Raw genomic sequence first — 7890 nt, 5'->3', positions numbered from 1 at the left:
CAGGTATTCCCCTGGTTTTACGTTCGCGGCGGGGGAAAGAAATATCGGACTTCCGCACCCAAGTATAAGGGACGTAATGCCTATGCAGCATAACCGGACAAGCATTCTTTTGTTAGTCTCCAATTTCAATTTTTCGCATAAATGCTCGAGCAGATTGCCGGGACGGTTCATGGCTTTTGGCTATGCGCATTTTGCATGAGACAAAATATGAATCATTTTGCTACCCTGAAGGACCGAAAATATCCGGAGGCCCATTGATAAACTCCCCGTTCCTGGAAGCCATCGTCTGCATGGTTTTCGTTTTCGCGAGCCTGAGCGCATTGGCTTCCCTTCTGCATGAAATCCAATCCCAATACCTGGATACGCGCGCCGTCTTTTTGGTCAAGGCCATCCGGAGGATGTTGTCGGATGACAAGGCGACCAGCAAATTGCCGGGCATAGTTTCGGAAATCCGGGATTTCCTGAAAAGCGGTTTGAAACTCTTTACCTTTCCCATCAGCTTCCCGCTGATGAGGCATCGCAAAATCGCCGCTTCGAATAATAAAACCGCCGTGGCGGCCGATGGCGCGCCGAAAGCCGCCGCGGATTTGTCCAAAGATTACGCCTTGGCCGATGCCTTTTTCGAAAATAGCCTGATTAAATACCTGGGCCCGGAGGATTCCAAAAAGCCGTCCTATATCAGCAAAGAAACCTTCGTAACGGCGTTGCTCGATATATGCGATGTCAGACAGTACTTACAAGACGCGAAATACCCGGAGTTGGCCAACCTGAAGAATATTCCCGCGAGCGTGCAGGAAGTAATGAGAACCTTTATCCGGGAAGCGTTCCACTCGCCTTCGGCGGTTGCGGGACCGGATGGATTGCCGGCAGCGCGTGAACGGAAATTAAGGGAGCTGTTGGCGAAATGGTACGAGGAGACCATGGATCGGGCCACCGGTTGGTATAAGCGGGACGCCGGCAGATCCTTGTTCTGGTGGGGCTTGCTCATCGCCCTGTTCTTCTACGCGGATTCGATCCGGCTATTCCAATACTTCATGTACAATTCCACGGCTCGTCAAATCGTCACCGCCCAGGCGGCGGGTTTCGATGGGCTATCCCCGGCTTACAAGGAAAAGTTGTCGGGGGCCGACACCGTTAAACAGCCTTTGGATACGCTCCAGGCGCGGGTGTCGGGGTTAATCAAAACCGAAATCAAAGGTCTGGATACGGCCCATGTTTTCGGCTGGCACTTCACCAAGAAAACGCCTCCTTTGGATTCCGCCCAATACAAGGCCACGTTTGATTCCTTGCGCGTAGTGGCGGGGAAAAAGTACGACCCGCAAATCCTGATCAAGAAAACTTTCGATTCCCTGAAATCCGCTTGGGAGTACCGCGCCGAGCTCAGGGAACGGATGAACGGGGTGAACGCGGGTGTTGCGCATGATTCGGCAACCGCGTCAACGAATACCCCAAAGGGAAACGATCCCGGCGTCAAAAATACCGACTCGCTTGGCATTCTTTGGAAAAGGCAAATGTCCGCCTTGGAATCGAGGGCCATAACCGATAGGCAAAAGGTTGCGGACGCGGCCGGTGCTGCCGGCTTGGCTCTCAAGGAATTGGAGACGAAGTGGAAGGCGGAAAAGTCCCATGCCAGCGGATCATGGCTCACCTGCATCGGCGAATTCTTCCGCAAACTGAAATCCGGAATCGTCGGCATCCTCCTAACCGCGTTGGCCGTATCGTTCGGCGCGCCGTTCTGGTTCGATTTATTGACCACCTTGGTCAAGCTGCGGGGCGGAGGCGGAGGCCCGCGTATGACGGGCGTCAAACCGGAGGAAAAAAAGGCGTAGACGCGCCAGGGATGCGAAGGCGCGCTTCGCGCCCCGAGTGCAAGGCGCCTTTCAGGCGCCCAGGCAGCCTGTCGTCGCCATTCACTTCTGGGCGGCTTGACTCAGCGAGATTTCCGGGAAGATATCGTGCGTCCAGCCGTATTTCAATCCCGGCGATCTCTGGGCCAGCGCAATGGCCCGATCCACGTTTTCAGCCTCGAAGATGATCACCCCGCCGACCTCCCCTTGGTATTCTTCGACTTTCTTCGAAGTCACGCTTTTTCCGTCCCTAGTCGGCATGGCTATTTCGGCCTTGAGCAGGCCCATCCATTCCGTCAAATCCTTCAGGTTTTGATCAGTTTCGTTTTCAGGGACTTTCCTGCCGCCGGTATGCCGGGATATCAAAATGAATTTCATAATCCTCTCCTATTCGGTATCGTCAAGCGATCCATTTCCATATTATACCTTAAGGTGTAATGTTTTGCAAGCCTCTTTCGAAAGCCCCCTTAAAAAAGGGCGGAATGGCGTATCTTTGGATCATGCAACCACGAAAAATGCTTGCGGACGCGACCCGCGCCTTAACCACCGGCCTCTTGCTCCTGGCCCTCGGTGACGTCCACGCGGATTGGAAGCCGATTGGGCCATCGGGAGGGATGATCGCTCCTCTCTATCGAACCGGGAAGACGGTCTACGTCGCAGGCGCGGCGGGCCTGTGGAAATCCGCGGATGCGGGCGCGACCTGGAATTGCGTCGCTCCCGGTTTCCATCCCGTCTCCTTCGTCGCAAGCGGAACCCGTTTGTTCGCGACCGGCCCGGCCGGCGTTTACCGGTCTTCCGATCAAGGGGCGACCTGGTCTCAGGTCTTGCATGCGGCGACGAGCCAGGATTCGGCGGATTGGATCTATTCGGGAAGCCTGGTTTCCCTGGGGCATTTCGTGATCGCGGGATCGAAACAAAACCTTTTCCGCTCCGGCGACAGCGGCGATACCTGGGCCCACGTCAATGATCTATCCGCGCGCCTGGGCGATACCGTCCCAAACTGGCAAATCAACCAGCTCGCCGTCCAAGGCGGCAATCTCTACGGCGTCACCTCCCAGGGCCTCTTCCGTTCGGCCGATAGCGGATCCACGGGCTCATGGACCTACCTCTGGTCCGGGCCTCAGCCTCCGCCTCAGACCTATCCGCCGAGGCCCCCGCCCTTCCCCATCATGAGCAGCATTACTCCCTTGGGCCGGCTCCTTTTCGGATCCTCGGGAAGCCTGACCTACCGTTCTTCCGACAACGGGAAGACCTGGGAGGACTGGTCGTCCCACCTTACCGCTTACCTGACTTCCATCGTCGCCGATGGATCGGGATTGTACGCGGCCAGCGATTCCAGCCTGTTCCATTCGAAGGATAGCGGCGATACATGGGCGCGTGTGGGCGGAATGGCCGACTACTTTTCCTTCATCGCCCGAGGCGATACCCTGTTCGCCGGCACCCAGGGACTGGGAGGCTTCCGTTCCACCGACGGCGGGAAGCATTTCGCCCCGGCCTCGCCCGCGGCCATGGAAATCACCAACTTCGCCATCGGCGCGAACCGCCTCTTCATCGGCACGCATTGGGGCCATCATGGGGTTTACGCGACCGGGGATAAAGGCGCGACCTGGTCGAATATCACCCCGGACTACGATCGCACCGACGCGGTTTCGGCTCTGGCGGTGCGTGGCGATTCCATTTTCGCTTTCGCCCAGAATAATTGGTTATGGATTTCCCACGACGGCGGCGCGGATTGGAAGCAGAACACGACCATTTATACGCAAGGTTCTTCTCCCATGAAGGACGCCATTGCCACGGAGATGGGGATCGTGGCGAGCGACCGGGGTTGCGTATTGATCTCCAGGGACGGCGGGAGCACTTGGCCTTGCGTGCAGAACTTGGCCGGGACCCTCGCCTCCTCGGATGATCCTGCCGATCTGCTGCTTGCAGGGAAGTACGTGTATTTGGCTGATCGGAGCGGATTCTATCGCTCCGAGGATGGCGGCTTGGATTTGACTTCCCCGCAGGCGAATCCCCCCGGCCCATTCCTCGCCTTGGCGGAAAGCGGGGATGGCTTGTACGCCGCCGGCAAAACCGGCGTGTACCGTTCCCCCGATCACGGCGATAGCTGGACCCTGGTCGACGGGAATCACCGCCGCTTTACCACTTTAGCATCCAGCGGCGCGATCCTCTTCGCGGCCAGCGACACCGATGGCGTTTTCGTTTCCGCGGATCAAGGGGCGAATTGGACGGCCGTCAACCAGGGCTTAGGCGTCACGACCCGGGTTACCGCCCTGGCCATCATGGACCAGTCCCTCTATGCGGGCACTTACGGCGCAAGCGTATGGAGCCGGCCCCTGGCCGAATTGATCCCCACCCGGTTGCTTCCGGGCCCGCAAGGGCTTTCCGGCCCCGGCGATATCCGGGTGGTTCGCGGCGCTTCCGGCCCCGCGCTCCTGATCTCGGTGAAGGCCCCGGCCCGGATCCGGCTGGAATTGCGCGACCTACGTGGGAAGGCCTGGTTGCTTGCGGATGGGTTCCGGCAGCCGGGAGAATGGGAATTGCCTTTGTCGGATCGATCCCGCGCCCCCGGGATCTATTTCCTGCGGTTCGAGGTCGGCGGGATCAGCCGGGCCATCAAGATTCCTTTATAAGACTCCGCTTGGCGCAAGTGGGATAGGCGCGGAGCCCAATGCCCCCTCCAGACTGGGTCTTGACATATTCCCATATCGGCATATATATTATCCCCTATGTCCAGGGCAGCTACCACGTCGGATATTTTCAACGCCATCGCGGAATCCCGCCGTAGGGAAATCCTCGAACTCCTGGCCAGCCAAGAGCGGCCGGTCGGGGACATCGTCGATCTGTTGGGGCTGGAGCAGCCTTCCGTTTCGAAACACTTGCGCGTCCTGCGGGACGTGGATTTGGTCCGGGTCCGCCGCGAGGGGAGGCAAATGCTTTACAGAACCAACGCCGAAGCCATCCGTCCCCTTCATGACTGGGCGGGCGGTTTCCAGCGGTACTGGCATCATAAGTTGCTGCGCATCAAGGAACGCGCCGAAGGCAAAGGCCAAGCCTGAGGCGAGCCTGTCTTCACTGATCCGAAAAATGATTTCATCAAGGAGGAAACATGATCACGAAAGAACAATCCGTAGAAAACCTGACCACGAGCTTCACCGAGGAAATCCGCGTGCGCGCCTCGTTGGACGCCACCTTCGCGGCCATCCTCGAGGAAATCGGGCCGCACCAGGAATTGGAAACGGGCAAGCCGCTTCCCATGATACTCGAAGCATGGCCCGGCGGACGTTGGTACCGGGACCTCGGCAATAACGATGGCCATTGCTGGGGCCACGTCCAAGCCATCAAGCGCTCGACCTTGCTCGAAATCTCCGGTCCCTTGATGATGTCCTATCCCACGGTTTCGAATATCCAATACCGGCTGAGCCAGGTGGATGGCGAAACCCTGATCAAATTCCACCACATCGCCCTGGGATTACTGAAGGAGGAGCACAAGGCCGGGTTCCCGCTCATCTGGAAATTCACCCATAGCCGGTTGAAGGCGCGGGCGGAAAAATGACCCAGCAAGAAGAGCTTTCGGACCTCGTGGCCATCAAGAATGAACTGCTTTCCCTGCTGGAGCCTTTGGACGATGCGCGGATAAACCAGGTCCCCTTTCCGGGAAGCTGGACGGCGGGGCAGTTAGGGGAGCATCTCCTGAAATCCTACCGGGCGATCGATTTACCAAAGGTCCAGGCCATTCCCTCCCAGCGGCTGGCGGACGAAAAGGCCTCGCAAATCGATTCCGTATTCCTGGATTTCACCACGAAATACCAACCCCCGGAATTCATCGTTCCTTCGACGGGCAGGATTTCGGGAAGGGAATTATTGGAGGGCTTACGGAACGCGGCGGACGGGATCGCCGCCTACGTGAACGAGCATGACCTATCCTTTACTTGCCCGGAATTCGAAGTCATCGGATTCGGGGAATTGACGGCGCAGGAGTGGATCCGCTTCCTGACTGCGCATAGCAAGCGTCATGTGCGGCAGCTGAAGAACATCTTAAGCCACCTCTAGTTCCGCCGATTGCGGGCGAAGCGGGGTTTGCGGGTGATGGCTGCCGCATTACGGCTTCCTTTTCGCCCGATTAATCGAATACGAACTTCTTCAGGATCATTCCGTTGTCCGGGCGCAGACCGGACTCCCCCCTCCCCCTGGCGCGTAGCGACAGGCGCCGAGCGGCACGTGAGGCCCCCCGGGGTATCCGGAGCGCCCTCGGAATCCCGGGAACGGGATGGAGGGGAAAGGAACGAGGATTGGCGCGGCCTTCGCGCAAGCGAAGGACGCGACAACCGTATGCGCAGCCCGAGGCATGGGAATTTTATCCTGCCACGCCCATCACGAGACTTCATGAGTCATATGCTTGGAATAGCGGTAAATGAATTACAGGCATATGATTTAGCGAGGATTTTGCAGACGGTGTCTGCGAGATCGTGGAGCGGCTTGGCGAACGTGTCGGTCAACCAGGGAGCGAATCACTCCGGCTCCCAGGCAGCTTGCAGGCGAGGGGCGAGGTCCGCCCAGGCAGGAGCGGGATCGAAGGCGCCCTCGGCCAGTAAGGGTTGAATGTCCTCCTTGAAACCTGGATATTCAACCTTGTCATTAAGGTTGATCTCGAATTCCCTCCAACTGACCGGGTGCCCTTCCTTCTCCATCACGGTGCGGAAACCTGACAGCACGCGCCGCAGATCAAGGGCGGGAAACCGGTTTACCGAAACATGGAGATCGAATAGGTCCCGACCCTTGCGCCGTTGATAAAGCGCTCGCAGCTTGGTGGCCAGAAGCACTTCCAGATCAAGCGTCGGAACGTCCGCCTCGCCGGTGTACCAGGTATTCTCCACCTTGAAGGACATTTTCTTCGAGGTTCCCACCCATCCATGTTCGCGGGTATTGATTTCCAGCTTGAGCCGGCTCATCTTGACCGGTTGTGTGGTCGTCTCGAATTTCCAGACGACCGTCGTACCCCGCTTGAGCCTTTCCACTTTCGGCTTGCCCAGCCAAGGGCTGATCGCATCCCGAGCGGCGTCGAGAATCGGGCCGATTGGACCAGCGGTTTCCTGAACCAGATCGATGTCTTCCGAATATCGGGCTGCGGGTTTGAAAATGAGCTTGTTGAGCGCGGTTCCGCCGCGCAACGTGCAGGAATCAGCGATGGGTGCTTGGTGGAACAATTCCACCAAGGCGCGGGACAATACCAGGTCTTGTTCCACGTGTACCGGATCCGCCCAAGGGACAACATTCCTCCAAGCGATAAGGTGGCCCGCCTCAATCATCCTTCCACCTCCGGCATATAGTTGACCCACAATTGGAACCGTTCATCCAGAGGTCCACTTCGCTTATCCCTCGAATCCAGTTTCACCTTCTTTTCAATGCCCCGGCCTGCCAGGATCGCCGCTACCTGATCGCACCTCTTTGGAAAACCGAGGTGGCCCAAAAGCCAACCCAGCCTTTGCAGAACCGGCGTCGCCTCACCTTCCAGGGCCTGTTCCAGTTTTTTCTCCCGGAGTGAATTCCCCAGTAGCCTTGCTTCTTCTCCAGGAGCCCTGATTGGGTCCAATTTTTCCGGACTACGAATCGGACCCGGGTACGCCCATATCCGGTATTCCTGACCTGGTGTTTGGTAAGAACCTGATATTCCATGGGCGCCTGCTGTGCCGATCCATGCAGGGAGGCCGCCGAAAGCAAACCGACATAATAGGGCGTCTTCACGAAATCCATCCACGCTTGGATCACCCAATAGAACGGGGGAACTTTGTCGCGTCGGTATTCCGGAGCGACCCAGGCATAAAGGCCCCGATGGATCAGGGTCACCCATCCATCTTTGGAGGCCCGTCGCAGAGCCTGACTCACGGTCCTATGTTCTGCGGAAGCCCGACGCGCCGCCTCCTCTAAGGTGAAGGTGACACGGCCCGACGCCGGCGTCCCCTCCAACCACAAGGTCCAACGGGCTCGTCTTTTCATATGCAAAAGCCTACATAATATGATGCTTTTTGCATACGTATTTCTT

8 protein-coding genes are annotated in these 7890 nt (G+C 57.9%); 5 read left to right on the top strand and 3 right to left on the bottom strand.

Translation table 11 applies throughout. From position 1 onward, the window contains the following. The first annotated feature begins 254 nt into the window (after window positions 1-254). Entirely contained in the window at window positions 255-1829 is a 1575-nt protein-coding gene (locus tag JF616_00150) for a hypothetical protein (GenBank protein MBW8886139.1), read from the top strand. Window positions 1830-1910: 81 nt separating this feature from the next. Here the strand turns inward: JF616_00150 and JF616_00145 are convergent, their stop codons facing one another. Then, on the bottom strand, window positions 1911-2225 hold the full coding sequence (locus JF616_00145) for a hypothetical protein (protein MBW8886138.1): 315 nt from the start codon (window positions 2223-2225) through the stop codon (window positions 1911-1913). A 122-nt stretch (window positions 2226-2347) separates the two neighbouring features. On the opposite strand from JF616_00145, the gene JF616_00140 reads away from it, so the two are divergent. The 4 genes from JF616_00140 to JF616_00125 all read left to right on the top strand — a co-directional run bounded on the left by JF616_00140 (window position 2348) and on the right by JF616_00125 (window position 5900). Further along, window positions 2348-4480 carry a hypothetical protein gene (locus JF616_00140; protein MBW8886137.1) on the top strand — a complete coding sequence of 711 codons (2133 nt, stop codon included), beginning with the start codon at window positions 2348-2350 and terminating at the stop codon, window positions 4478-4480. Window positions 4481-4576: 96 nt separating this feature from the next. Next, entirely contained in the window at window positions 4577-4906 is a 330-nt protein-coding gene (locus JF616_00135; protein MBW8886136.1) for a winged helix-turn-helix transcriptional regulator, read from the top strand. A 50-nt stretch (window positions 4907-4956) separates the two neighbouring features. Further along, window positions 4957-5403, top strand: coding sequence for an SRPBCC domain-containing protein (locus JF616_00130; protein ID MBW8886135.1), 447 nt, complete (start codon window positions 4957-4959; stop codon window positions 5401-5403). After that, entirely contained in the window at window positions 5400-5900 is a 501-nt protein-coding gene (locus JF616_00125) for a DinB family protein (GenBank protein ID MBW8886134.1), read from the top strand. The genes JF616_00130 and JF616_00125 overlap by 4 nt, the downstream gene beginning before the upstream one ends. Window positions 5901-6358: 458 nt before the next feature. Here JF616_00125 and JF616_00120 read toward each other — a convergent pair whose 3' ends face one another. After that, window positions 6359-7075 (bottom strand): nucleotidyl transferase AbiEii/AbiGii toxin family protein, encoded by a 717-nt coding sequence (locus JF616_00120; GenBank protein ID MBW8886133.1) that lies wholly within the window; start codon window positions 7073-7075, stop codon window positions 6359-6361. 202 nt (window positions 7076-7277) lie between these two features. After that, window positions 7278-7844, bottom strand: a complete 567-nt coding sequence (locus JF616_00115; protein MBW8886132.1) for a hypothetical protein — start codon at window positions 7842-7844, stop codon at window positions 7278-7280. Window positions 7845-7890 lie beyond the last annotated feature (46 nt).

Source organism: Fibrobacterota bacterium, assembly GCA_019509785.1.
Classification (GTDB): domain Bacteria; phylum Fibrobacterota; class Fibrobacteria; order UBA11236; family UBA11236; genus Chersky-265.
The sequence above is the reverse complement of the archived record's forward strand: the minus strand, read 5'-3'. Positions and strand labels throughout refer to the sequence as shown.

What these genes read in the sequence shown, in the direction of transcription:
- JF616_00145 (MBW8886138.1), bottom strand. Translation starts at nt 2,225, where the DNA reads ATGAAATTCATTTTGATATCCCGGCATACCGGCGGCAGGAAAGTCCCT.
- JF616_00140 (MBW8886137.1), top strand. Translation starts at nt 2,348, where the DNA reads ATGCAACCACGAAAAATGCTTGCGGACGCGACCCGCGCCTTAACCACC.
- JF616_00135 (MBW8886136.1), top strand. Translation starts at nt 4,577, where the DNA reads ATGTCCAGGGCAGCTACCACGTCGGATATTTTCAACGCCATCGCGGAA.
- JF616_00130 (MBW8886135.1), top strand. Translation starts at nt 4,957, where the DNA reads ATGATCACGAAAGAACAATCCGTAGAAAACCTGACCACGAGCTTCACC.
- JF616_00125 (MBW8886134.1), top strand. Translation starts at nt 5,400, where the DNA reads ATGACCCAGCAAGAAGAGCTTTCGGACCTCGTGGCCATCAAGAATGAA.
- JF616_00115 (MBW8886132.1), bottom strand. Translation starts at nt 7,844, where the DNA reads ATGAAAAGACGAGCCCGTTGGACCTTGTGGTTGGAGGGGACGCCGGCG.